The following is a 25655-nucleotide window of genomic DNA, read 5'->3' as shown; positions in this document are numbered from 1 at the left end:
TCGAGGAAATTAGATGGTAACCATTCGTCTTTCAAGAGGTGGTGCAAAAAACCGCCCTTTTTACCACGTCGTTGTAACCGATAGCCGCAGTTCGCGTGATGGGCGTTATATTGAGCGCGTTGGTTTTTTTAACCCATTGGCGCGTGGCAATGAAGAAAGGTTACGTTTAGACGGTGAACGCGTTGCTTACTGGCAAGCAAACGGTGCACAACCTTCTGACCGCGTTGCGAAATTGATTAAAGACGCAGCAAAAGCGGCTGCCTAATCCGTTTGCCAGGCAAAGAACTTATCAACGTTGGCGAAGTTTCCGGCGTTTTTGGTATAAAAGGCTGGGTAAAGGTATTTTCATTTACCGATGACCGCGAGAATATCCTTAACTATTCGCCTTGGCTGCTAAAAAAAGGCGGTGAGGCCAAGACAGTTAATGTCCTTGAAGGCGCCTTGCAAGGCGGTGCGGTGGTTGCCAAGCTCGAAGGCATAACGGACAGGGATCAGGCGGCAGCCTTAATGGGCTGGACGATTTTTATCACGCCTGAACAATTGCCAAAAGCAGCGGAAGACGAATACTATTGGTCGGATCTGATCGGCCTGAATGTCGAAACCGTCGAAGGCGTGCAGTTAGGTAGTGTCGAAAACCTGTTGGAAACGGGGGCTAACGACGTGGTGATCGTCAAAGGTGAGCGTGACCGGGCAATCCCGTTTTTACAAGGACAAACCGTTATCCGCATTGATTTGCCGGCGCAAAAAATGGTCGTTGATTGGGATCCTGATTTTTGATGGTGCTGACACGTTTTGATGTGGTCACCTTATTTCCGGAAATGGTCACGGCGGCGGCAAGCTACGGCGTAACAGGCCGGGCTATCGAACGCAATATCGTCAGCTTGTCAGTCTGGAACCCAAGGGATTACACCCATGACCGGCATAGGACGGTCGATGACCGTCCTTACGGCGGCGGGCCAGGGATGGTCATGAAATACCAGCCGTTGCATGATGCCGTAATTGACGCCAAACAAGCCCATAGTGGCGCAAGCAAAGTGGTTTGTTTAAGCCCGCAAGGCAAGCCGCTTACCCAAGCCTTGCTCAAGGAGGCCTGCCAGCTTTCCCAATTGGTGTTGGTGGCGGGGCGTTATGAAGGCATGGACGAACGTTTTGTTGATTTGGATTGTGATGAAGAATGGTCGCTAGGCGATTATGTCATCAGCGGCGGTGAGCTTGCCGCGTTAATAGTGATTGATGCCATCACCCGTTTGTTACCCGGCGTGCTGGGTGATGCCGAATCTGCCCAGCAAGATTCCTATATGGCCGGATTGCTGGATTGCCCTCACTATACCCGGCCCGAACAGATTAATGACCGTGCAGTACCCGATGTGTTAATGGGCGGAAACCATGCGGACATAACCCGTTGGCGGATGAAGCAAGCATTGGGAAGAACCTGGCAAAGACGGCCAGATTTATTAAAAAATAAGAATTTAGACGCAGACCAGGAAAAGCTGCTAAAAGAATTTATAGTAGAATTGAATTAAAGGTGTAGTGATGAGCAATATTATTGATGAATTGGAAGCCCTGCAATTGAAACAGATCCCTGAATTTAATTCAGGCGACACCGTTGTAGTGCAAGTAAAAGTAAAAGAAGGCGAACGTGAGCGTATCCAGGCATTTGAAGGCATCGTGATCGCAAAACGTAACCGTGGTTTAAATTCTGCCTTCACCGTCAGAAAAATTTCCCACGGCACGGGTGTCGAGCGTGTTTTCCAAACCCACAGCCCTATGATCAGCGAAATCATCGTCAAACGCCGTGGTGATGTCCGCCGCGCCAAACTGTACTACCTGCGTGATTTGACCGGTAAGGCAGCGCGTATCAAAGAAAAGCTGTAAACGGTTTGATTGCCGCTTACGAAAAAAGGCAGCTCAGGCTGCCTTTTTTGTGTCCGGCCTTTTTAAGGCCGCCTTCAATGACACGCCCATTATTTGCCATTTTGTTTTATGTCATTTGTTGGCTTGGGATTCCCGAACCCGTGTTGGCTAAGGCTGGGAAAAAAAGCCATCCCGTTAAAAAAGTGGATGTCAGGCCAAATGCCAACGATGACGATGTCTGGACTTTTAGCCTAGAATCGGACACCTATGAGTCGGCTGCGTATTTGAGCCCCACGGTAGATTTTTCCTCAAGGGATGGGTGGGATTTACAAGCCGCGTTTTATAACATCCCCATTTATGGCGGAGGGGCTCAAAATTACGAATGGGACAGCTACCTCAACCTCTCAAAAACCTTCGAAATAAATGCCAGCTTTAGATCAGTGCTGGGATTGCAGAATGGGACAACCTTATTCTCAAGCAGCAGGAAATGGCATAATTTCGACTACGGCTTGCTCATTTATCAGCCATTCCCGTTTCTAAATGTCCATGCCGGAACGTATTGGGCCAATAAAGCCCTGGCCACCACAACGGACGTGATGGGCTATACCACAGGATTCAGTTTGGAGTTTGTCAAGGATAAGTTGTCGTTTCAGGGCGACTATTACAGCGGGCATTCCAACGTTTCGGGTGCGGTCGTCAACCTGTTTTACCAATGCTTGCCTAAAACCCAATTTTATCTGGGGGTGGGGGTGCCGGAAACTAATTCGGGCAATGAATTTTACGGCATCGTAGGTTTCAGCGTCTCTTCACAATAACTATCCCCGCCGATGGGGTTCGTGGCGGTGTTTTTTACAACGCCTTGTCTAAGATTACATCGCCACCGATTCTTGGTGGGTCCAGCCAGCTACCGCCTCTTGAGTGAACCTGATCGTAAAACCCCACGTTGCCGCAACCCATTATTGTAGCCCCGCCAGTCCCGTCAGCCTTATAGCCAGGCTTTTTGATTTTATGGCGACGGGATTCTTATTGTGCTTATACGGCATGGCGTGAAACCCATTGGCACAGTGCATCCACGATGACGCCATATAACCGGTTTGAATGCTGGAAAACTGGTTTATTCAACAACGCCCGGAAAACCGGTTCGGCCCCTGGTCAAATTGACCGCCGCCGCATTTATTAGCCCGCCCATCCAAACCATTTCCAAGCTCACCCAGCGCTGGCACGAGGTTGCGAAGTCGGAAGATAGGGTTATCTTATGGCCCCCTCGAGTGCAGTTTGTCAGCCAACCTTGCTTTTCGCTGTAAGCCAACAGGTTTCGTACCGTACCACGGGCCATCGAAAAGTTTTTCGATAAAATTACCGATGGTGCTTGGGCATACCATTCCCCTTGTTCAAAACGCATCGAACGGGTGATCTCCATTAAAGTTACATAGCCGTTTTCCCTCAACAAGAAATAATCTACGGCAGGAAACGCTTCCGACAAACCAAAACGGTCATGACGATAGGCGTACACGATATAGGTCATCAGTTCACCAAGAATTTCCGGTGTGGCAGCCAGTTCTTGTGGCGATTTGATCAATGGTACGGCCCGCCCTACGGCATCGAGATAGCTTTCCAGCCAATGTAAAGCCGGGCCAATCATTTTTTCCGTCGGTTCCAGTAATTTAACCCGCCGATCCGACGATTCCACGCGCCTCAACTGCCCGGCCACCACAGCCAAACCCAACATGGCTTTAACCCGTGTTGGCGATGCCAAAATTCCCTGGTTACTACCTAATGCATACAACTCTTGGATGCGGGTATAAGTCACCCCCGGCCCGTCCAGTCCACGACGGTGATGCAAATACATGACAAACCCCATTAAAGCAAAGCGGGGGATTTCACGCGCAATTTTATTAAGCAGCCAATTTGAGGCATAAGCGTTCAGCATGTTTTCGGCAAATCCACGGCATGCGTCGTGAAAATTTGGGGTAAGTTGCAATAGATCTGCGCACTCATACAAAACTTGCCGGTCCAATGTTCCGGTTTTCCACTCATGGGCAGGCGAGTTTAGCCACTTGGGTTGCGAATGGTATTTCAAATTAGGGTTTAAGTTTGCCATCGGTAAGCCTTAATAAATACTTTACTATTGTCATAAGCATAGCAGCTAAAACATAAAGTATTTGATTCGGGGGAGGTTTTGGCACCTTTCCGTAACGGCTCATCAGCATTGCCAACGGTAAGGGCAGTCGGCTCTTTGTGCGGGCGGTGCGGGCTTTTTAACTCTTTAGCTGTGAAGTGGCGTAGCCCACTGTTCCGACCCAACATGGTAGCTACGCGGTATCTTTAGGGATAAATAAAGGGGGCATGTAAAACCGGGGGAGTTAATGGATGGGGATAGGCGCTGGCGTGACCTGTTGCAAAACAACTGTTTTTCACTGCGCCTAAGGATCAACAATAAAATCGGTTTGACTGTCCCCTGGTTTTGCATGCCCCCAAGATTGTCAGCCAAAAGTAGTTAGATTGGTAGGGGTTCATTTATTTGGAAGTTACGCATTGACAACAGTCATTATATAAAAATCATGAGGTTGCCAGCGATTTATAAAAAAACCTTAGCCAAGTATAGTTTAAATGAATATGTAAGGTATCGTTTCTTATATGTTTGTTTTAAATAATAAATTTTTTATATATCTTCACGCTGGCAAGGTTTTCAAAAACTTCTCTCTGTCACGCGTAACTTCTATTGTCTTTTCCACGTCATGATAGAGAGGGTTCAATAATGGGAATTAGTATCGCTTCAGCTCCAGGCGACAAGGGTGTGCGTCTTGTCGATCCAGTTTCGGTTTCATTTGAAGGAAAAGTGGTGCTTTTGGCCAGGGCGGCAAAGCAATCCGTAAACATGATTTACTACAATGTATCTACTAATGCCCCCGTTCAGGATGGTGATGCTGGGTTTGTAGGCTGGGAAAGCATCGACCTTACCCAGATTGGTGTCAGCTTGGATTCTGCGTCGACGCCGCTCCGGGTCTCCGGAATGGGCCTCATCAGCGCGCCGCCAACCTTTGAGCCGGCACTGGCGGATGCGCCATTCTGTGCTGTTTCCGATAACCGATATATCTATCTCTTTCGGCTCAGCACCGTGGGCACGCTCTATCTGAACCGCTTTTTACTGGTTTCAGTTTCGGCCAGCGATTCCAGGGCAGACGCGGGGGGAGAGCCTCAAGCGAACTTTGAATTGCAGCCAGCCTGGGAAGTGCGCTACCGCAGAAGCGGGCTCAGGGATACTCCCGCAGGCCCGCAGGACACGCTGGGGTATCGGGGCATGACGGGCGATCCCTTCATCGAACCAACGATGGAACTGGTTGAGGTGCAAGGCGTTCTCGGCGGCAATGTTGCTCCGGTCACGCCCGGTAATTTCGCCGTTATCCTTACACCAAGTGCGACAGGCGCGGGCTCCAGATGGCAGTTTGTGGTTGCGACAGCAGATTCGGTGACCGTGTCCTCCTACGCCCAGTTGAAAAGCGGATTACCGCAACTCGATCCGGGCCTTTCGGCAGTATCCAGCATCTGTCCCGGAGGTTCAAACCCTCAACTGACGTTCACCAAAGGGGTCGATGCGGTCTTGTACGGAGACCAGGAGGCAGCCGACCCTAACAATCCAGACCAAGGGACGCTGAAGCGGGGCGCGCGCGTCATGATTGCCGCCCCGTCGGCAGCGGGCATGGCTATCTTCGATTTCGGGCTGCTTCCGGATGGGACGCTGCCTGCATACCCTAACGCGCAGCTTGTGCAAGCCGTTGACGGGGGAGAAGCCCCCTACCTCAACAACGTCGTGGGGTCTTTGGGAGGCATCACCATTTGCTCCGCCCTGTTGGAAAACGTTCAGGCATCAGCCCCACCACGTTTACTGGAAAGCAAAGACGGGCTGATTCGTTTGTATTACGCGGGTTTACCAGTAAACGGGGATGCACCCTTCATGGTCGCGCAGTACAGCACCATGACCGCTCGCGTGTCGGTGCAAGTGCCATGGATCGCGGGAAACGAAACCGGCCAGATCGACATGGTCGCCAATGGAGCCAGCTTCCTGTTCTCAAATTTCCAGGTCATGGTCGAGTACGGTATTTCCCCGGATATTTGCAACGTCGCAGTTAACTATGGAAACACCAACCTTGGCGAGGAGAGGTGGGTTGGTGTTCCGCGGCAGGCCGACCAATTCGTTGCCGTCCTGATGGGAAACGCAAGCTACGATCCGAATGACGCCGGGGTGAAGAATGGGACGCGCGTGTTTTTCGACTATACCGGCCAGCGGCCCATCGCAAGGCTCCCTTTGCTAAACGCGGAAAACGGCGCAACCACAGGCTACCTGGGCTTAGTTTCGGCGCGTGGCGATGTGCCGTTGCAAACGGTAACCGCCACTTCTGACGGCGAACAACTTCAACTCACGCTGCAGTTTACCGCCCACGGGAAGCCGATAACGCAAACCTGGCAGGGATTGCCGGTCGACCCGTATCAAGCGTCAGTCATCTTGAGGGGCGACGCCGCAAACTCCGGTTACTATGCTCCCGGCGAGAATGATACGCTGGCGCTCAGCCTGCTTGCCTCGGGTGACCCACTTATCTTGTTCCTCAAAAGCGGGGCGCTGGATGTTTCAATTGCGATCTCGGAAAGCGCCACGCCAAACACCGTCGGCTGCTCGGTCAACGGAGGTGGCGCGGTGGAGTTCCCGGCGAATCAGCAGGCTTTCGCGGCGCAATTGCTGTCCCAATACCCGGATATCTTCCTCTGGGTGTCGCCAGGTTCCGCGTTGGGGCTGATCATCCAGCAGCCCGAAGTGGCCTTCCGCCCGGATCAGAATCCTTCCGGCGGCCTGAGCCTCGCGGCACTGGCAAGCCTTTTCGGCGTAATCCCCCCTTCCTCTACCGATCCCGTGGGCGCTGGCGCCGTGACCGCCGCCGTTATGAACGGGCGGCAGTACTCGCCGGATCAGCAGTACGTCATCGAGATTGCCGCCACCGACGGCATCCCGCTGACGCTCTACCTGCAACCCGGCATAACCACGGCATCGGTGGAAATTTTGGCCGCTTCAAGCGGCATGTCGGACGAGGTTGATCTGTTGTTCCAGCGCGACGCGACGACCCCCTTGGTGCGGATTTACGGGATGCCGCTGGACAGCGAGGAGTTCGTTTCCCGGTTGGCCCAGGAAGCGGGCGTGGCTGGCGCGATCCTCGCCATCGCCGTTAATCCTGCGGGTGGAGGCATTGTTGCGGGCGCTTACGATGCGAAGCTTGCCGAGGGCGCAAGCAGCGGATTGCTGTTTCCGCAAAGCCTGCTGCAAGCGGTTGCCGTCTTCACCGGGTTCCCGGCGAACGGTCTGCCGCCTATGGTGCAGAAATGCGGTGCCGCGGCGCAGGCACCGGACGCCATGGGGGGATGGATGGCGGCACCCAGTCAAGAGGCGATTGAACTGGACGGCTCCGGTTTGGTTTGGATTGACGCGGATCAGAACCAATTCAACCTGCTGGATCCCGCGACTAGCATGACCCTGGAAGCATGGATCGCTCCCGGTGACGGCGGGACGGTGATGGCGTTTAACGGGGCCGGCGGCCCCCCTTGCCTTACTTTTGGGTCGCTACAGGCGGAGGAATCATCCTATATCCTCATCAGCGTTCCCGGAAGCAGCGATTTTTTGGACTCGAATACACTGACCTTCGAAATGTGGGTCAACCCGACGCCAAACGCGCAGGGGTCGATTCTGGGGGTTTATGATCCCCTCGATAACAATGTTTGGCTTAGCCTCGGGCTAAACCCACAGAGCCACCTATTCGTTGTTCCAACACCATCACCAGTACCTGATGGTTGGAATCCGACTTTGACGCCGAATATCTGGAATCATGTCGCCATCACCGCAACGGTATCGGCCTCGGCTTCTGAGACAATTTTTACTATTTTCTTAAACGGGATACCGCAACCAACGTACAGCATACCGATCACCGTTTGGCGGTGGACCAAGCCATCGGGAAACGCCCTCTTTTTCTATATTGGGGGAAGAGATAAGTCTGCTTATCTTCCTCCCACCGCGGCGTGCAGCCTTGCGGAAGTCCGTTTCTGGCAAAGCGCGCGCACGCAGGATGAACTCTTAAGCACAATGTTCAGCACGCTGATGGGGTCTGAGCCAGGGCTGGAAGGCTACTGGAGGCTTCTCGATGCGCCGGGAATGGGGGCTATTTTTGCGAACTCATGTTTGAATCCTGGCGCTGCGCCGTTCGGACTCATGAACCTGAGTGATACGCAAGCGGTCAGCGGGGCGCAAACGGGTGTTGTCCAGCCGAGTTTCGTGCTGGCCACCGCGACGCAACCGTGCCTTTCGATCACCGGCAGTTCGGCCGCGGATTCATCTAACGCCATGGCCAACTTCTGCCTGACCAGTGGAAACAACCTGATCCAGGATCAAACCCAATTCACCATGGAACTTTGGCTCAACCCGGCCACGGCGGGTGCGGTCTTGTGCCTAGTGTGCGTTGATCAACCTGGAGATTTGCTTGAGCTTGAGCTGGCTCTGAACTCGACGCTCAATCCGTATTTGAATTTCCTTGGAGTCGGTAAGTATGAGGGCAGTTCGTGGGAATCGCAGCCGAGTTCGATCCAACTGGATCCGGGAGTCTGGACCCATCTTGCCGTTGCAGGGTCGCTGGGCTCAGATGGCGTGTGGAGGTACAGCCTGTACATCAATGGCGTTCAGCCCGATGCAGAGATAGCCACACCGGAGGGAGGCGGAAGCCTCAGCACCATTCTCAGTCAGGGGGCTTATTTTTCTGTGGGTGAAGCCGCTCAGAGCAACGCGATTCTGTCGTCCGCCGTAGCGGATTACGCCCAGGTACGTCTGTGGCAGTCGTTCCTCTCCCCTGAAAATGTACGGCGCGGGATGACGGTTGCGCTCACTGGCTACGAAGACGGCTTGCTGGGGAGTTGGGCCCTCAGCGAAGACCCGATGTATAGCTCCTTTTTTGCGAATGGCTGTGCCGCGACCGGGGGCGCCGTAAATCTCATCATCTACCCGTCGGCCGACCAGCCGATATCCCAAGGCATCTTCACCGGATGTCAGAATGTGATCGCCGCAGTGGGTGGCAGTGATCCGGTCATGACGGACGCTGTTGTTTTAGCCGATGCCTGGAACCATGTCGCGGTCGCCTGGGAGGCGGGGTGCGGAGTCGCGTTCCAGAAGGCTAACGGTAACGATGTGGACTGTGGCAACTCGGCGGAATTCGATTTAGGCGTTTCGCTTTCAATCGAAGCCTGGATATTGGTTCCTGCCTTCCCTAATGCGCCGTGCGCGATCGTTTCCAAGTGGGGAGACGAGCCAGCTTCGGAAAGTTTTTACCTAGGCCTGGACTCCTTAGGCAATGTGACCGCACATGTGTTGCTCGCGGATGCCAGCACAAGGTGGACGGTGACCTCGACCGGCGTGAACGTCACGGACGGGAAAGCCCATCACCTTGTATTCACGTACGCCTCTTCCGCATACTCCCCGCCGCAAGATGACAACATTTCCGGGCCTCAGTCCCAGGGAAATCTGGCTTTGTTTGTAGACGGACAGGCGGTGGCGGTCATACAAACCACCTCTGGCCCGCAGCCAAGGCAAGGTTTGCCCACGTTCTGGCTGAACCAGGCTGAAGCGGCCATTCAAACCACGCCAACGCCCGTGATACTTGGCGCCACAGCCATGCCAACATCCGTATTCCTATTGCTTGGCGCTATAATGGCGGGAAACGCCTATTTCCAGGGAAGTCTGGGGGGAGTGCGGATCTGGTCTGTCGCGCTCAGCGCCGTACAGGTTCAGCAAGCCATGCGGCAACGCCGGGCCTTTGGGACAGATGGCTGCATCGCCGCCTGGTGGTTCATGGAACAGGAAGGCGATTGGGCCTACGACAGCGTTTCCAACAACAACGCGCGCCTTGCGGACAGCTCAATGTGGACTATTATCGGTGAGCTGTCGAGCCTGGCGGTCTACGTGAACGGCGAGCCGGCGCCAGCCATAGGCCCGGCGCCCGAGGGTTTGTACCCCGGTTACAACTGGGGCGATCCTGGGTTTGCCATTGGCGGATCGTACCTGGACCAGGCGGAACTGGGCGGTTTCCTCGGACAAATCGATGAGGTGCGGATCTGGAACATAGTCCGCACTGGCAGGCAGATTGACGCCACCCAGTTCTCGACGCTTAAAGGCGACGAATCAGGTCTTGTCGGTTATTGGAACTTCGACAACAACACCTTCAACGACCAGACCGGAAATGGCAACAACGGCGTCGGGATTGGCCAGACACCGACATTTGTGGCTTCGGCAGCGCCCGTCAGCAATGAAGGGCCGTCTGTTTTAAACGTATACGGAGGCCAGGCGACCACGTTCCAGTCCTCCTTGTCCGGGACGCCGGCTATCATCGAGTTCGCCGATGTGGATCGCGGGGCCGATGGCACGCTGGTGTCCACCTTGCAGCGCGGGTATTACTTTGTCGATGGCTTCCTCAATATCACGCCGGGTTTCCGGGTGGGCGACCTGCGCATGATCTATCTCGGACAGGTGCAAACCGCGCCAACACTGGTGGGGTTCATTGAAGGCGCGCCACCAGTGCCGAGTGAAAATCTCACGAATCCTTGGAACGGCACCTATACGTCTTTTTACTACGGCACCAGCAGCGTGACGTTGACGGAAGCGGAGTCCACTGCGGTGAGTTTTTCGGTCGGGAGGGACGCAGGCCAATCCATGGATATCTCCGGTTCGTTAGGGTTTTCGGTCGATGTAAATGCCTCAGCCTCGATAGGGTTTATTGCCGAAGTTTCCGGCACTATCGCTGAGGCGGGCTTTAATATTGCCGCCTTGGCGGGCGGTATGATGGGATCAAGCACAGGAGAAACAACCGTTCGTTCCTCGTCCTGGGCCCAGACCATCTCGGATACTTATAGTCTACGAGGACAATGGGAAGATCCAGGCAACATACTGAACACTGCCGTATCGCAGCGGTTTCTGCCCTCGAACACGGGTTACGCGCTGGTGACGTCGATGACGGCGGACCTTTACGTCCTTCAACTCAATACGACTGGCGCGATGGCCGGGAAGATCGCCGTTCCCAATCTCGAAATTCCGCCGGATAAGAACATCATCGTGTTTCAGATGGATCCGGGCTACATCAAGAATGGCACGCTCGACGGCAAAATCGGCCTGCTGAACGACCCCGATTATCCGGCGGCCGATTTCGAACGTGGAAGTTATTTCAAGCCACTCGAAGCCTACCGGTTGAAAGCCGATATCGAGCGGCAGACGCTCGCTTTAGGCGCCTACTACGAGCAGTTCAATCCCCAGAGCCAGACCGCGTTGGGCAGTCCTGTATTCGACAACAACTCCACCGTCCCGGAGAATACTGAGGCGGAAGGCAAGCTCTTTGTAAACCGTTCGAATGGCGGCAAGTCTGTGCGCAAGAGCATCGTGAACAGTTATGTATGGACGGCCGCCGGGGGCTTGCATGCTGAACAGGAGCAATTCACCGATGAGCGGCAGACTACCTGGTCGGCTTCCGCGAACAGTAGCGTCAATACTGGCTTTTCGATGAGCGGCAAAGCTTTGTTCGGCCCCGGAGTGGTGTTTGGCCCTACCGGCAGCTTTGATTTCCTCTATAACTGGCAGGTTAGCGCGACGGCCAGCAAAACCAAGACCGAAAGCACCGGCTTTGGCTTGAACGTGGCGGTCACGGGCGAACCGATCCTCGAAGCGTTGGACAGCAGCGGCCAGAATTACACTCGCCAACTCTGTCCGGGCAAGGTGAGCGCTTATCGCTTCAATGCCTTCTATTTGCATCCCGACGCCGCGAACGCGGATGCATTTACCAGTATCGTTGATCAGAGCTGGCTACGAAGCAGCGATCCAAACGCCGTGGCGCTACGCGAGGCCAGTATAGCTGGCAACGAAGTATGGCGCGTTCTCTATCGGGTCACCTACGTTAGCCGGGTTCCGCCAGCATTCAGCGGCACGCCCAACGAAACCCTCCAGCCCGACTTCAACCGGACCATCGATGTTTCAGACAACGCCGCCCTGATCGCACTGATTCTGGACAATCTGGGGGATAAGGAAGCGACGCCCGCCAACGTGGGGACCGCCATTACGGCGGTAGTGAATCCGGCCGCAGCGAATTCCCCACTTGGCGCGTTGGTTCCCTGGTGGGACACCGTGAGGCCCAATGCTGATCCCGCCTGGATGGGGGAGCTGCTGTACGATGTCCTCTCTTATATGCTGACGGGTTTCGCCACTGGCGCGGTGACAAACTCGGGCCAGCAGGCCGCCACAGCACGATTACACCCACAAACAGCGGCTTTTCTGCGGGCTCCACGCCACAGGGGGCGTTGCTGAATAAATCGGCTATTGGGTAAGCGATAATTTATATAAAGTTGATTTTTAATATATATATTTTATTTAACCCATTCTGGAGCGAGGGTGGCATTGCAGATTTTGTCGCTATCTCAACCTGATAGCGGACTGGATACAAGCGCTAGCACTCAGTCAATGTTGAATTGTCAGTATTATTTTCGTAGGGGCGAGCGGTTGCCCGCCTGATCGCTACGGATGTTGGCACAGGCCATAAAAGGCGGACAACCGTCCGCCCGGGTTTAGACTGGCCCGACAAAAAATCAATGGCTGGGCGCTAAGTTACATGTCGTTTTTGCGATAGCGGATAGGCTCTACCGCAGCCAATTGGCCCGACCAATGTAGGATGGGGTAGGCCAGTTGGCTGTTGCCAAGCTTTAAGTTTTTTATATTGACATCTAAGAGATAAAAAATGCCAATTTTTAACGGAAGCGCTGGCAACGGCGCGGATACAATAATGGGTTGCGGCAACGCGGTGATTTTACGATCTAGTCCATTCAAGAGGCGGTAGCTGGCTGGCGCCCGGCCAAGACCGGAGCGCGAGGTCGACACCCAAGTGTGATATCGCGAAATGGCAACTGCGATGTTTAACCGACGGTTTAATGAATTCGTTTGTCCGTGTCATGAAAGCATGTGGACTGCCACAGCAAAAAAGGGAAGTTTGGGTCGGTGTGGCCGCACCCAATGGATGACAAGCCTGGGCGGTCATAACCGGTATCCGTAAAAGTTTAACGGGTGTTAAAAATGGGTGGTTTTGCCTGAGTTTTGATTTATTCAACAATGCCCCCGAAACTACGGCAGGTAGCCAGTTGCTTGTAAACCAATAGCACATTGTAAGGGCGGCTATCCTTTTTGATGCTTTCAAACAAAGTGCCAATTTCGCTTTCTTCGCCTTTTAGGGATTGGATGAGAAAACGGGCCGGATAAAGTGGCAACCCGGTTGTATCATGGCTTGCGGGATGGTTTGAGTATGTCAAGCAAGTTGTCCTCGGACATTTCTTGCTTGGTGAGGTTTACATAGGCAAGTGTGTGTAGCGGCGTTTGTACCCTAATATATAATTTTTTCAGTGGCTCAGGCATTGTGGAGCCCGTTATTTTTTGGGCTCCAAGGTCACCGATACGGTAAGGGGCATTTAGTGGTTAGGTACCAATACTACCGGTTTTGATTCCGGCAATGTCCACATGGCTCCGGTCAATGGGTCAATGACGAACATGCCTAGCCCCCATCCAAATAAAAGGTTGCCCCAATACCAGTTGTTTAAGTGCGAATTAAGTGGGGCGGTTTGGGTGCCATAACCTTCTTTTTGAAATTTAAGGGTATATTTCTCGCCTTTAAAATAGCCTGCATCGGGTTTAAGGGTGACTGTGGCGGGTGTTTTGCCGCTGTGTACGGTTTTGCCTTGCTGGTTGATGACCACAAAATCGGCGCGGTCAGGTAAGCTAGTGATGCTGGTGGGGTGTGTTGAATCGGTGACGATACTGGCGCAGCCTGCTAGCGAGGCGATGGCTATCGAGATAACAATATTTTTTTGAGACAGCATAATAATACCTTAAAAAATAAATTAAAAATGACAGGAAGGTGGCAAGAAGGTGGGATCCGTTTACTTCATCATTTCCTTTTTGAATAACGTATCCAGTTTTCGGTTGGTCTGTTCGCCGTAGTTTCTGTTATCTAGCGCTTGCCGTGGAGGGACTGCGACTGTTTGGCGAGGTGTTGCTTCAGGTGAGGCAATGACCGAGTCGTCGGGCGGGCAGGTGTCAAGACGGAAAGCGTCGTTGTATTGGGTGTCTTTATCAAAATCATCCCAAATGTATAACGGGTAGGCAATGGGCTTGGTAGGTATCGGTAGGGATATGAAGTCGGCAAAACTGACTCCCACGCGCCCGAGGGTGTTGATTAGCCCTTTAGCAAGCCCTCCGGTGATACCGTAAAAAATATTGCTGTCGTTGGTGGTGTTGATGATATTTTTGGGGATTTCCAATAAGCTTGAGTCAAAGTTGCTCACCATGCGCAAGGCTTTTTCGTTAATCTTTTGGCCATAACTGCACGGGGGCCGGTTTTGGATATTGTCGGCCTCCGCAGCAATTTCGGTATCGTCATTATATTGATCTGCCAAGCATTGGGGGAGGTAAGCGGTCATCAGCCCGGTGCATAAGAAATACACAAAGAAACGGTTAGATTTAATCATGGCAAATCCTGTAAGTTAGTTGTAATGATGGAATTAGTATAGCAGAGCTTGCATTTTTTATTTTCCCAATGCTTTGGCAAAAACATCCGCCATTGTGCCCCGTACTGGTTCGGTTTTTTTAGGTGGGGCGGAAGGCCGCTTAGTTAAGTTTTTTTCGGTCTTTGCTGGTGTTGTTGGACGGGCGTCTGGTGATGTTTTCATGCTCAAGGCAATGCGTTTGCGGGCGACATCAATTTCCAGCACGGTGACTTTGACTATGTCGCCGACTTTAACGGCTTCTTTGGCATCTTTAATAAATGTGTCGGACAGGTGTGAAATATGCACTAGCCCGTCCTGATGGACGCCTATATCGACAAATGCCCCAAAATTAGCGACATTGCTGACGATCCCTTCCAGTTTCATCCCTACTTCAAGGTCGGTGATTTTTTCAATACCGGCGGTAAAAGCCAGGCTTTTAAATTCTGGCCTAGGGTCGCGGCCTGGTTTTTCAAGTTCTTGTAAAATATCGGTTACGGTAGGTAAACCAAAATCGCCGTTAGTGTAACAGTTAGGGTTTAGGTTGCGCAAAAACTGGCTTTGGCCGATCAGATCGCGGATGGATTTGCCCGTATCCTTAATGATGGCTTCAACTAAGGGATACGCCTCAGGATGGACAGCGGATGCATCTAGCGGATTATCGCCGTTCATAATCCGTAAAAACCCTGCCGCTTGTTCATAAGTTTTGCCTCCTAAACGGGGGATTTTTTTCAGTTGTTCACGGTTCGTGAAAGATCCGTGTTCGTTCCGGTAAGCGACAATGTTCTCGCTGACACTAGTCGATAAGCCTGACACTTGTTTTAGTAATGGCACGGATGCGGTATTGACATCAACACCCACGGCGTTTACGCAGTCTTCAACAACGGCATCCAGGCTACGTGCCAACTGCACCGGATTGACGTCATGCTGGTATTGGCCTACGCCTATTGATTTAGGGTCAATTTTTACCAACTCCGCCAGAGGGTCTTGTAAGCGTCTGGCTATGGAAACGGCGCCACGCAAGGAAACGTCCAATTCCGGGAATTCTTTGGCGGCGAGTTCCGAGGCCGAATATACCGACGCCCCCGCTTCGGACACGACGATTTTGGCGATATTCAATTCTGGATATTGCTTGATGACATCGGCAACCAATTGGTCGGTTTCCCTGGAAGCGGTGCCATTACCGATGCTGACCAAATTGACGCCATGTTTCTGGATCAGTTGCGCAAGTGCGGCGATGGACTCAGTCCATTGTTTGCGTGGCGGGTGTGGGTATATAGTGTCAGTCGCCAGCAATTTACCGTTTGCGTCAACAACCGCCACTTTAACGCCAGTGCGTATGCCGGGGTCTAGCCCCATGGTGATTTTGCCCCCGGCAGGTGCGGCCAACAGCAAGGCACGTAAATTACTGGCAAAAACCTTGATGGCCTCCTGTTCGGCCGCTTCCCGCAAACGTAATTTCAAATCCGCGTCAATGCGGGTGAACAGCTTGATTTTCCAAGCATAACGGGCGGTTTCGGCTAGCCAACTATCAGCAGGGCGGGTCGTGTCCGTGATTTTAAGATGGCGGGCGACAAATTGCCCGCAAAGTTCGTGTTCCACCTTGTCGTCAATTGCTGGCTGTAGGTTTATTGCCAATAAATTCTCGTTACGGCCACGTAATAACGCTAATGCACGGTGCGAAGGGATTTTGTTGATGGCTTCGCGGTAATCAAAATAATCCTTAAACTTTTCGGCCTGTTGTTCTTTGCCCGCTACGACGGTAGCGTGCACAATACCATTTTGCCAAACCCGTTCACGCAGTTCTGCCAAGAGTTCGGCATTTTCTGAGATCCGTTCCATGATAATTTGCCGTGCGCCTTCCAATGCCGCTGAAATATCGCCGATGCCTTTGTCTTCATTAAGATATTCTGCGGCGATTTGTTCTGGTATCAATAGGCGGTCATGCAACAGGGTATCCGCGAGCGGTTCTAATCCGGCTTCACGGGCAATCTGTGCTTTAGTGCGGCGTTTAGGCTTATAGGGCAAATACAAATCTTCAAGGAGCGTTTTGGTATCGGCCGAGTTGATGGCCTGTTCCAATTCTGGTGTCAGTTTGTCTTGCGCCCTGATGCTATCCAAAATGCTGGCACGGCGCCCGTTAAGCTCACGTAGATAAATCAGGCGTTCTTCAAGCATCCGTAACTGGGTGTCATCAAGGCCGCCAGTGGCTTCTTTACGGTAGCGGGCAATAAAAGGCACTGTCGAACCATCATCAAGCAATTTAACAGTTGCGCTGACTTGTTTGTAGTTAACAGATAATTCTTCAGCAATACGGGAAATGACGTCCATTTGTAATTTTTCGCAGTTTAAAAATGCCCATTGTAGCGTGAATAATAGTTATTTTGATATTTACCACGGATTTAATCAATCTCAAGCAAACGGCTTAAATATCATGAATCTGCAACCAGTTTCCAGAAATTAGGCCATGCAACTTTTGACAGCATAAATTGCGCCACGCTAGGTTTTGATTTTTATTTGCCCAAAAAACTGTTATTATGCTCCCCGTAAGTTGGATGCTGTGTAAGAACAGTGAGTTTTTAATTACATTAGGGAGAAGCCATGCTTATACTGACTCGCCGAGTAGGGGAAACTTTAATGATTGGTGACGAGGTAACGGTTACCGTCCTTGGGGTTAAAGGAAACCAGGTTCGCATAGGTGTGAATGCGCCAAAAGATGTATCTGTTCACAGAGAAGAAATTTACGAAAGAATAAAAAAAGAACAAGCAGAGTCAGCTAGTTCTGAGTAATACACAGTTTCAGGAGGGATGGCCGAGAGGCTGAAGGCGCTCCCCTGCTAAGGGAGTATGGGCTTTAACTCCCATCGAGGGTTCGAATCCCTCTCTCTCCGCCAAAATTAATTTTAAAAGATTTTCTTGACAGTTTTGTAATTAAAAAAGATAATACCTAGCTCAATTTAACGCGCCCGTAGCTCAGCTGGATAGAGTAATCGGCTACGAACCGATCGGTCGGGAGTTCGAATCTCTCCGGGCGCGCCAATTTATAAAAGTTTAATCCCCTGTAGCTCAGTCGGTAGAGCGGGTGACTGTTAATCACTAGGTCGGCGGTTCGAGCCCGTCCGGGGGAGCCAAGTAAATCAAGGTCTTACATGAAAATGTAAGACCTTTTTTTTGCCTGTTAGTTTTCCGGGCAACCCCAGGGCAACTTTTCTGCCTTGCCATTAAAGAATTGACCATAGTTATGCCCCCCTTATTTCCTAGCTTACCTAATTGCAGATTTGACACTTTCTTGAATAGTTAATTTAGAAACCTGCAAAACCTACAATACCTGCGCCTTCCATTTTACCGAGCCACGGCTTGACTCATCCCTTACAAACCGCAAACCATTCACTACCCGGCCCTCATTACGTTTTAACCACCAGCCTAACCGATTTTTATTGATGCTGCCGTCTTTCTCAGCTGCAATGTCCCGAATGAATTCCCATAGCTCGTCATCAAAACTGATGCGTTTCAAGGCGTCCCGGATTAATACCGCTTCATTGCCAAATCTATCACGCCAACCAAGCAGTATCATGCCAAGCTGTTCGCGATCGGGGTCTGCACTGATAGATTCGAATATACAAACCGCAGGATCAGGTAAGCCCAACCAAAGTAACGGCTGACGGCAGAGGTCTGACCACTCATAATAGGTGGCTATCGTTTTACATTCGGTTTTTGGCCGCCCTGCACAAATCCAGGCACGAATAATAGTCAAGGCCAGCGAGACATAGCGCCCCCGGTTAGCCCTGACATCACGCACAGGCTGCTTACGGAACTCACGGGTTGCGGGTATTTCGCAAGTAGGATCAAGGGTGATCGTAATGGTGCGTCGGGTCATATCCCTGACGGGGTCGACGTTATTGCCGCTGGATAAAAATAATGTCCGAGTGCCGACTTCGGCAGTCTTGCTCTGCCCCAGAATGCGACCCGAAATAAACTCACTGGTTAACACGGTACACAGTGATTTGTGGGGGACCAAGTCAGTAGTCAGGTTATCGAATTCCACCACTGCCGGTGCTGTTAACAACTCCGCCAATAATATTTTTCGGCATTCTTCATCATCAGCAGGAAAAGCATGGGGTGTGCCGCGTTGAGGTGTGACAAAGGCGGTTATTAATTCACAAAGGTAACTTTTGCCGCTGGAGATGCTATGCGCCTTACTATGGAAGAGCGGCGCGAGCGGAAGCGATGATCTAATGGTTGCGGTTAAAATTGCCGCTAATGCCGCCGCCAAATCCTGTTTAGTTTTAAAGGTAAATTCACTGAGCAGTTCCGATAAAACGGCTAATGCCTGTTCTGCCTGTTGGCGACTTGGGGTTAGCGGAATCTTAAAGTCATCGGCATTAAATACGCCAAACATGCACGTTTCTAAATCATAACCAGGTTCAGTGACTAAACTGCCATCCGGTCTTAAATAAGGTTGCCTCGCTATACCATTTAATAGGGGTAAATGAGGATACGAAGTCGCGTCATGGAGAACCCGGATATATTTTTCGGGCGGATCACAAATCACCCAGCCATTACTGCGTTTGTCAAAACGCTGCCAAACGGCTAATCCGGCAACCGCTCGGATTAAACCGGCAAGGGACAATTGTTTAACTGTGGAATCTTGGGTGCTGGGGTCGGTGACGATGGTGACAATAACGCCACCACGCTGATAATGCCTAAAGGTTTTTGCCAATTCACGCTCTGTCACATCGCAAATGCGAGGAATTTCGCCAGGCTGTACAAGGATCGATGGCTTGTGTTTTGCGGCAACCCGGCTGATTTCAAAAAAATCATGCAAGGCGCCTACACGCCGATGCGCACAAGCCCCCTGCCGACATTTGAAACCGCCCAAAGGGAAAAACTCGTTCGGTTCAAAATAGGCCGCATCATTGTCTATTTGGTTTAAATGCTCATGCAGCCAAGGGCAAAGTATTGCGTGCTTGCCGCCGCCTAATGGTTGCTTATAGCGCCCAGACGCCTTAAGTGCGGTAATAACTGGATTTTCATCTGATCGCGGCACATGTACATCATCTTGATCAGATATTGGGTCGCAAGAGTTTTTTATATTTGTCACGTTTGGTTTCTGTTGCCGTGAAGATAATGGCGGTATCCGATAAACTTAAGTGAATTATTTACCTCTGAACCCCGGAAATTCAGTGCTAAATGATGTGTCAAAACAGGAGAATTACATCAATCGATTGAAATAAATGCTTTAACTTCCTATTAATATGTCTACAAAACTTAGTGGAACCTTTTTTTCTGCCTACCTGATCGTTGACGACTCAATGAAGCACTTTAGATCCGTCGTCCTGTATTTAATTTGGCGTCCAATTCGTACAAAGGGGATTTTCACTTGGCCAGTCGACCGCCATTTGGTTAGCGTGGCTGCCGGGATGGACAGCAATTCCGCGGCTTTTTCAGTGGTTACAAGCTTGTCGGTATCTAACGATATTTCTGAGTTACTCATAATGCACACCCCGTTTTATTGATAACCATTCGGTAAATGTCGGTAATAACCAATTTCATCGTATTTTCCCTCTTAATTAATTCTGTAAATTGCGTAGATCAGCTGGAGTTTTCCCGAAGTAGCCCCAGCAGTCACAAGGCTATGTTACTTAAAAATATTCAAATGATAAGCGCGAAAAGTATCACTTTTTTGGTATAGTTCGATTGAAGGAATATCGTGAAATCAAACGGTTGACAGCCTCTAGCGGCATGGCGCACAATCCACCCCGCAGATCGTGATTCCGGGACGGACATCATCGGGTAGTGCCAGTTCAGCACTTTAAATGACGAATAAACAGGCTAGGCTCAAAGTAATTTTTGCCGACAAGGAGTCGCCGATGCCACACTAAAAACAAAGCGGTCTTTGGCCGTGAGCTAGAGAAACAAAGCGGCCGTCGGCTGCGACTTGAAAACAACGCGTTTCCACGCAATAGAAAACAGAAACAATGACTTGGCGGCACGGTAAGCGCGTGTACCCTGAGCATTAATCCCCTCAAGCCTCTGGCGGTCGCATCCTTGATGCTGCGCCGATGTAACCAATCGCCTATTGTTCCGCTAGGAATGGCTGGCTACCCCCTGTTTTGCCGCCTGCCCGCAGGGCCTGGACAAAACGCCCCCACTCTGATGCCAAAAAAACGCCGCTTTTGCGGCCCGTATTTCTGCGCCCATCAGATTTGCCCCGTGCCAGGCCAAAAACCACCGCCACCGGCGGTAGGATTTTGGCGATGGCGCGCGGCCTGCAAAACCGTTTATGCCGACATAAACGGTTTTAAAATTCGACCCTCACCCCACGTCCAACAAGGACTACAACGTTTTCTGGCTTAGGGGTTATCAGGGGTTTTCTTGAATGAGAGACCAATAAGGCGCCGTTCCTGCCGATTTGCGACAGGAATCCTGACCAACCATCACCTTTCTTCCCACCTCTCAGGCAATCACATTATTGTCGCTTCGCGCAGCGGCTAAGAAATCGCGCACCAGGTCTTTTTTTTTGCACACCCTCCGCCGGCTAGGTAAGCCGCGCTATATCACTAACCCACACTGCTTTTATGGTTTTGTGTGCAAAAAAAAGCCTTTGTCCCGACCAAGGGGGTATCCGTTGTATGGGTTACAAACCTGAAAATGACGTTATCGATTTTGAGACATTAACCGGAAAAATCGCATAAATACTCCCGAATTTGGCGGATAAAACTGATTTGAATGGGTTTAGCCCAGTCATTAATGATTGATAGGAGTCACGATGAACACCACAGAAAAACCTACTACGCCATCGTCCGCAGTGAACGATGGCAATCATCATCCCATGTCGGTCGATATGGCCGCAGTCGGGCAATTGATTCAAGACCGTGGATTATTTCTAACGCTCATGAATTATTGGCCGTTGCTTGGCTTCCTTGCCCTGTCGGGTGACGAACTTGAGGGGCACTGGCAAATCATGCGGTCGATTTTTTACAGTTTGATTGCCGAAATGAACAAGGCGGTTAAACGACTGTTCGGAGAAGCCGACAGCAGGTCAAAGGCGGCTAAACAGGCGTTTTTAGCCTTCATCAGCCAATGGTATCCAGGTGCAGGTATGGCGTTAGTTGGAGTTGATTGCACGGAAGCTAATCATCCGTATAGCTATCAAGACACTGACATCGGTTCGCAACGCATGTCATTCGGGTAAAGGGATACGTCTGTCGAAGTGCGATCGATTCTCGCCAAAGCCTTGACGGGAATCGATCGCGTCGTACTTGGAAACCACTAAGCGGGTGGCGGCAAAACTGTCAACAAGCTAAGCCGCCGCTGTCACGGGGATTCGTCTCAATCAGATTGGAGTAAAATATGTCTACACTGTCTAAACAGGTCATAGGCCTGTCCCGCCGCTATGTCAGTAAGGGAAGTAAAGAAAACCGTAGGAGACAACTGCGGCGGATGCTGCTGTTCGTCGAATGGTTGGAAACCCAAGAACCCGGTAGGGATTTGGCGCAGCTCGGCAAACGGCATATCATTAATTTTTGGCAAGCCCACCGTCACCTTACCGATAAGACCCGCTATGAATATTGGCTGGCATTGTGTGTGTTGTGGAAGTTGATGGAGAAGCCAGGCAAGCCACCTAGGCCGTTTGTGGCTGTTAATAACCAAAAAACTGTTCAAACCAGCGGATATACACTTTAAATTCAGGGTTAAAATCTACCCAATGCAGCGGCAACTATCTCAGGAGCAATCGACATGACTACACACTATCCGGTGTCTGAGGGCATCCCGATGACCGAGGCGGAATACCTGGCAACCGAACCCGATGCCTTAGACCGGCGCGAGTATCTGGATGGCTGTGCTTATGAAATGGCGGGGTCAAGTTCCAACCACAATTTGATAGCGGGGAATATCGCTTGCGAATTCAGGAATCACTTAAAAGGCAAAATCGGCGCAGTTTTTATGTCCCAATTAAAATTGGTGTTGCCATCAGCGGCTGGGGAAAATTATGTCTATCCTGATGTGATCGTAGACTGCTCAACATTCGATGGTAACAGTTATTTTGTCAACGCCCCGACGTTGCTTGTCGAAGTCTTATCGGACAGTACCCGTAAACTTGACCTGACCACCAAGCTATCACGGTACATCCAGATACCTTCCTTGCAGGAATATGTCGTAGTGGAACAGGGTTTTCTCCAAGTGATGGTCTTGCGTAAAAACCAAGGCTGGTTTCCTTGCACCTATTTTTTGGGTGATGACGTCACCTTTGAATCGATTGGGCTGGCGTTGCCGGTCGAGGCCATTTATGAGCGGGTTGACAATAAAGACATGGTGCGTCATCGGGAAGAAAACCGCAAACTGGCTGACCCTATTGTAACCAATGCAGAAAACCCGCTTTAAACCTTTGTCTATCGTATACATTCGCGACTCCCTAAACGTAATAAATATCTCCCTACACCCGTTTTCCCAGCCGAACCCAACGAAGTGATATAGTATGCAGCTATAGGAAATCCAACACTTTTACTAAACAACGCATGATCGAAGACATCAAGAAAACCTTGTGGGCGACCGCCGACAAACTCCGCGCCAATATGGACGCTGCCGAATACAAACACATCGTCCTGGGTCTGATCTTCGTCAAATACATCTCCGACACCTTCCAGACCCGCCGCGCCGAACTCACGCGCAAATTTGCCGACAGTCAGGACGACTATTATCTGGACGATGCCGACCCTGACTTAATCAACGCCGAACTCGAAGACCGCGACTATTACAAAGAAGTCAACGTGTTCTGGGTGCCTGAAGCCGCCCGCTGGGAAAGCCTTCGCGCCCAAGCCAAACAGGCTGACATCGGCAAACGCATCGATGACGCGTTGTCGCTGATTGAAACCGAAAACCCCAAACTGAAAGGCATCCTCGACAAACGTTATGCACGGGTGCAATTGCCCGATGGCAAATTGGGCGAATTGGTTGATCTAGTCTCGCAAATCGGCTTTGGTGAATCCGCCGACACCGCCAAGAATCACGCCCGTGATTTGCTGGGGCAAGTGTACGAATACTTTTTAGGCCAGTTCGCCAGTGCTGAAGGCAAACGCGGCGGGCAGTTCTATACGCCCGCATCCATCGTCAAAACCCTAGTCGCCGTACTTGCCCCGCATCATGGTCAAGTCTATGATCCTTGCTGCGGCTCAGGTGGGATGTTTGTGCAATCCGAACGTTTTATAGAAGCGCACGGCGGCAAACTAGGCGATGTCTCCATCTATGGACAAGAAGCCAACCCGACCACTTGGCGACTAGCGGCAATGAACCTCGCCATTCGCGGTATTGATTTTAATTTGGGCAAAGAACCCGCCGACACCTTCGTCCGCGATCAGCACCCCGACTTACGCGCCGACTTTGTCCTCGCCAACCCGCCGTTCAATATCTCCGACTGGTGGCACGGCAGTTTGGAAGGCGACCCGCGCTGGGTATACGGCACACCGCCGCAAGGCAATGCCAACTATGCTTGGCTGCAACACATGCTCCACCACCTCAAACCCACAGGCCGCGCTGGCATCGTGCTTGCCAACGGTTCGATGAGTTCCAGCCAAAACAGCGAAGGCGACATCCGCCGCGCCATGGTCGATGCCGACAAAGTCGAAGTCATGATCGCCTTGCCCGGACAACTGTTCTTCAACACCCAAATTCCCGCTTGCTTGTGGTTTTTGGTCAAAGAAAAACGCACCCGACTAGGTGAAGTGCTGTTTATTGATGCCCGAAAATTTGGCAGCATGATTAGCCGTGTGCAATGTGAATTTACCGACGAAGTGATCGAACGCATCGCCAACACCGTCGCCGTATGGCGGGGCGACAGCACCACAGGCGAAAACTACGCCGATATTGCGGGATTTTGCCGCAGCGTCACCTTGGCAGAAATCGCCGAACACGGGCATGTGCTGACCCCAGGTCGTTACGTCGGCGCAGAAGCAGTGGAAGACGATGACGAAGCCTTTGCCGACAAAATGCAAAAGCTCACCGAAAAACTGGGCGAGCAAATGGCGAAGGGCGCGGAATTGGATCAACTGATACGCCAGAAATTAGGAGGCTTAGGTTATGAGTTCTGAGGATAACGCCTTAGGCTTGCCCAAGGACTATGCTGACTGGCTGGCGCAGCTAAAAAGCAAAATTGCCCAAGCCCGCCAACGCGCCGCTTTTGCAGTCAATGCCGAACTCATCAACCTGTATAGGCAAATCGGTGGCGAGATAGTCAGCCGCCAAGCCGAGCAAGGCTGGGGCAGCAAGGTTATTGAACGTTTGGCGCACGACTTGAAAGATGCTTTCCCCGATATGCGCGGCTGGTCGTCCAGCAATCTTAAATACATGCGCTTTTTTGCCCAGCATTGCCCTGACGGTTTAATTGGTCAGCAACCCGCTGACCAATTACCTTGGTTCCACATCGTCACACTGCTGACTAAACTTGCCGACACCGAAGAACGCGAATGGTACGCCCTGCAAGCCGTGCAACAAGGCTGGTCGAGGACGTCATTGGAAGTGCATATCAAAAACCGCTTGCGCCAACGCCAAGGGGCAGCCGTCAGCAACTTCGCGGCGCGTCTTCCGTTACCTCATGCCAACCTGGCACAAGAAGCCCTAAAAGACCCTTACCTATTTGACTTTCTGGGCTTGGGCGACGACGCGCAGGAACGCGAGATCGAAAACGCGCTAATCCGCCACATCATCCGTTTTTTATTGGAATTGGGCGCGGGCTTTGCCTTTGTGGGGCGGCAATTCCGCTTAGATGTGGACGGCGATGAGTTTTTCATCGACTTACTGTTTTATCACACCCGTCTTAAATGTTATGTGGTGGTTGAACTGAAGGCCACCGCCTTTAAACCTGAACATATAGGCCAGCTCAATTTTTACCTCGCCGTTGTCGATGCACAAATCAAAGCCGCAGACGACCAGCCCACCATCGGCCTGTTGCTGTGCAAAAAGCAAAACCGCTTAGTCGCCCAATATGCGTTGTCCGGTATAGACAAACCTATCGGCGTGGCAGAATACCAGCTCTTGCGCGACTTGCCGGAAACCCTGGCCAGCAACTTGCCCAGCATTGCCGAGATAGAGGCTGAAATGGCGATGGACATGGGGGTAATTGATGATGAATAGGCTTTTATCGCACTTATCCGTAACCCAATACTTGGTGCCACAAGCTGTGGCACAAACACACGCGCTAAAAATTTCACAGC

At 51.5% G+C, this 25655-nt stretch carries 20 protein-coding genes and 3 tRNA genes; 15 read left to right on the top strand and 8 right to left on the bottom strand.

From position 1 onward, the window contains the following. Positions 1 to 13 precede the first annotated feature (13 nt). The 5 genes from rpsP (at position 14) to METMI_RS0100845 (ending at position 2669) form a co-directional block, all read left to right on the top strand. Positions 14 to 265, top strand: a complete 252-nt coding sequence (gene rpsP / locus METMI_RS0100865; RefSeq protein ID WP_019864265.1) for a 30S ribosomal protein S16 — start codon at positions 14 to 16, stop codon at positions 263 to 265. A 5-nt stretch (positions 266 to 270) separates the two neighbouring features. Then, positions 271 to 777, top strand: a complete 507-nt coding sequence (gene rimM, locus METMI_RS0100860; RefSeq protein ID WP_019864264.1) for a ribosome maturation factor RimM — start codon at positions 271 to 273, stop codon at positions 775 to 777. Continuing rightward, positions 777 to 1523: a tRNA (guanosine(37)-N1)-methyltransferase TrmD gene (gene trmD / locus METMI_RS0100855; protein ID WP_019864263.1), complete on the top strand. Its 747-nt coding sequence runs from the start codon at positions 777 to 779 to the stop codon at positions 1521 to 1523. The genes rimM and trmD overlap by 1 nt, the downstream gene beginning before the upstream one ends. A 10-nt stretch (positions 1524 to 1533) precedes the next feature. Then, positions 1534 to 1875 carry a 50S ribosomal protein L19 gene (gene rplS, locus METMI_RS0100850; protein WP_019864262.1) on the top strand — a complete coding sequence of 114 codons (342 nt, stop codon included), beginning with the start codon at positions 1534 to 1536 and terminating at the stop codon, positions 1873 to 1875. 77 nt (positions 1876 to 1952) lie between these two features. Continuing rightward, positions 1953 to 2669, top strand: coding sequence for a hypothetical protein (locus METMI_RS0100845; RefSeq protein WP_156829735.1), 717 nt, complete (start codon positions 1953 to 1955; stop codon positions 2667 to 2669). Positions 2670 to 2968: 299 nt separating this feature from the next. Here METMI_RS0100845 and METMI_RS0100840 read toward each other — a convergent pair whose 3' ends face one another. After that, positions 2969 to 3955, bottom strand: coding sequence for a hypothetical protein (locus METMI_RS0100840; RefSeq protein WP_019864260.1), 987 nt, complete (start codon positions 3953 to 3955; stop codon positions 2969 to 2971). Positions 3956 to 4612: 657 nt separating this feature from the next. Between METMI_RS0100840 and METMI_RS0100835 the strand changes: the two genes are divergently transcribed. After that, positions 4613 to 12226 carry a LamG-like jellyroll fold domain-containing protein gene (locus METMI_RS0100835; RefSeq protein WP_019864259.1) on the top strand — a complete coding sequence of 2538 codons (7614 nt, stop codon included), beginning with the start codon at positions 4613 to 4615 and terminating at the stop codon, positions 12224 to 12226. A gap of 297 nt (positions 12227 to 12523) precedes the next feature. Here the strand turns inward: METMI_RS0100835 and METMI_RS0100830 are convergent, their stop codons facing one another. The 5 genes from METMI_RS0100830 to METMI_RS0100810 form a co-directional block, all read right to left on the bottom strand. Continuing rightward, positions 12524 to 12742, bottom strand: a complete 219-nt coding sequence (locus METMI_RS0100830; RefSeq protein WP_019864258.1) for a hypothetical protein — start codon at positions 12740 to 12742, stop codon at positions 12524 to 12526. 269 nt (positions 12743 to 13011) lie between these two features. After that, on the bottom strand, positions 13012 to 13218 hold the full coding sequence (locus METMI_RS0100825; protein WP_019864257.1) for a BLUF domain-containing protein: 207 nt from the start codon (positions 13216 to 13218) through the stop codon (positions 13012 to 13014). Positions 13219 to 13374: 156 nt separating this feature from the next. After that, entirely contained in the window at positions 13375 to 13782 is a 408-nt protein-coding gene (locus METMI_RS0100820) for a hypothetical protein (RefSeq protein WP_019864256.1), read from the bottom strand. Between the two features lie 60 nt (positions 13783 to 13842). Beyond that, entirely contained in the window at positions 13843 to 14430 is a 588-nt protein-coding gene (locus tag METMI_RS0100815) for an exosortase system-associated protein, TIGR04073 family (protein WP_019864255.1), read from the bottom strand. Between the two features lie 57 nt (positions 14431 to 14487). Continuing rightward, positions 14488 to 16776 carry a Tex family protein gene (locus tag METMI_RS0100810; RefSeq protein WP_019864254.1) on the bottom strand — a complete coding sequence of 763 codons (2289 nt, stop codon included), beginning with the start codon at positions 16774 to 16776 and terminating at the stop codon, positions 14488 to 14490. A gap of 270 nt (positions 16777 to 17046) precedes the next feature. On the opposite strand from METMI_RS0100810, the gene csrA reads away from it, so the two are divergent. From csrA to METMI_RS0100790, 4 genes are all read left to right on the top strand, one after another. Next, positions 17047 to 17235 (top strand): carbon storage regulator CsrA, encoded by a 189-nt coding sequence (gene csrA, locus METMI_RS0100805; protein WP_019864253.1) that lies wholly within the window; start codon positions 17047 to 17049, stop codon positions 17233 to 17235. Positions 17236 to 17247: 12 nt separating this feature from the next. Beyond that, positions 17248 to 17339 (top strand) — tRNA-Ser (locus tag METMI_RS0100800). Between the two features lie 68 nt (positions 17340 to 17407). Further along, positions 17408 to 17484 (top strand) — tRNA-Arg (locus METMI_RS0100795). 16 nt (positions 17485 to 17500) lie between these two features. Then, a tRNA-Asn gene (locus tag METMI_RS0100790) sits at positions 17501 to 17576 on the top strand. Between the two features lie 188 nt (positions 17577 to 17764). Here METMI_RS0100790 and METMI_RS0100785 read toward each other — a convergent pair. Beyond that, positions 17765 to 19546 carry a hypothetical protein gene (locus METMI_RS0100785; RefSeq protein ID WP_156829734.1) on the bottom strand — a complete coding sequence of 594 codons (1782 nt, stop codon included), beginning with the start codon at positions 19544 to 19546 and terminating at the stop codon, positions 17765 to 17767. Positions 19547 to 19735: 189 nt separating this feature from the next. Beyond that, on the bottom strand, positions 19736 to 19939 hold the full coding sequence (locus METMI_RS25935; RefSeq protein ID WP_083930126.1) for a helix-turn-helix domain-containing protein: 204 nt from the start codon (positions 19937 to 19939) through the stop codon (positions 19736 to 19738). Between the two features lie 1275 nt (positions 19940 to 21214). Between METMI_RS25935 and METMI_RS0100775 the strand changes: the two genes are divergently transcribed. The 5 genes from METMI_RS0100775 to METMI_RS0100755 all read left to right on the top strand — a co-directional run bounded on the left by METMI_RS0100775 (position 21215) and on the right by METMI_RS0100755 (position 25575). Next, positions 21215 to 21640: a hypothetical protein gene (locus METMI_RS0100775; RefSeq protein ID WP_019864250.1), complete on the top strand. Its 426-nt coding sequence runs from the start codon at positions 21215 to 21217 to the stop codon at positions 21638 to 21640. Positions 21641 to 21798: 158 nt separating this feature from the next. Continuing rightward, the gene (locus METMI_RS0100770; protein ID WP_156829733.1) at positions 21799 to 22131 is read left to right on the top strand and encodes a hypothetical protein; all 333 of its coding nucleotides are present in this window, start codon (positions 21799 to 21801) and stop codon (positions 22129 to 22131) included. Positions 22132 to 22185: 54 nt separating this feature from the next. Continuing rightward, positions 22186 to 22830, top strand: coding sequence for a Uma2 family endonuclease (locus METMI_RS0100765; protein ID WP_051102295.1), 645 nt, complete (start codon positions 22186 to 22188; stop codon positions 22828 to 22830). A 134-nt stretch (positions 22831 to 22964) separates the two neighbouring features. Continuing rightward, the gene (locus METMI_RS0100760) at positions 22965 to 24533 is read left to right on the top strand and encodes a class I SAM-dependent DNA methyltransferase (RefSeq protein ID WP_019864245.1); all 1569 of its coding nucleotides are present in this window, start codon (positions 22965 to 22967) and stop codon (positions 24531 to 24533) included. Continuing rightward, positions 24523 to 25575, top strand: coding sequence for a PDDEXK nuclease domain-containing protein (locus METMI_RS0100755; protein ID WP_019864244.1), 1053 nt, complete (start codon positions 24523 to 24525; stop codon positions 25573 to 25575). Before METMI_RS0100760 ends, METMI_RS0100755 begins: the two co-directional genes overlap by 11 nt. Positions 25576 to 25655: the final 80 nt, after the last annotated feature.

This window comes from Methylovulum miyakonense HT12, assembly GCF_000384075.1.
GTDB classification, from domain to species: Bacteria; Pseudomonadota; Gammaproteobacteria; order Methylococcales; family Methylomonadaceae; genus Methylovulum; species Methylovulum miyakonense.
This window is presented reverse-complemented; position numbering and strand designations above follow the sequence as displayed.